This is a genomic window from Vibrio sp. D173a (assembly GCF_030248475.1).
Genome location: NZ_JAHGAH010001494.1, coordinates 1 through 560 on the forward strand (window position 1 = coordinate 1; position 560 = coordinate 560).

General features: G+C 49.5%; 1 pseudogene. It reads left to right on the forward strand.

The features are described from left to right. Nucleotides 1-490, forward strand: a pseudogene (locus KIV40_RS34295) (MMPL family transporter); the annotation flags it as partial. Nucleotides 491-560: the final 70 nt, after the last annotated feature.

The following is a 560-nucleotide window of genomic DNA, read 5'->3' on the forward strand; positions in this document are numbered from 1 at the left end:
GGCGTCGAGATCCACCACACCGGAGTGGTGTTTTATGCAGACTACGGAACACAAAGCGCCAAATCGGAGATAAACACCATCGGCATGGGCTCACTAGCCGGTGTCATTTTGCTGATTTGGCTCACCTTCCGCAGCGCGCTACCTCTAGTACTCTCCTTGATTTCGATTGGTACGCGCTTGCGAGTACCGTTACAATATTCGGTCAAGTGCATCTATTTAGCTTAGTGTTTGGTGCCAGCTTAATTGGTGTCTCTATCGATTATTCATTTCACTACCTCACCGACCGCTTAGTCGCGGCTCTCGCTGGCAAAGCGATAAAGGGCTGCAACATATATTAATGGCGATTAGCCTCGGACTAGTCACAAGCTTGATCGGCTATTTAGGGTTATTGATTGCACCATTCCCGGGGCTACAACAACTTGCGCTGTTCTCATCGATCGGGTTATTTGCAGCTTATGCGACGGTGGTATGCTGGTATCCACTATTGGCGAAGGGATGGTAACTTATGGCTGAAGACTTGTTCATGGAACCAGCCTTCAATCGCTCGGTCACTCTGCGCT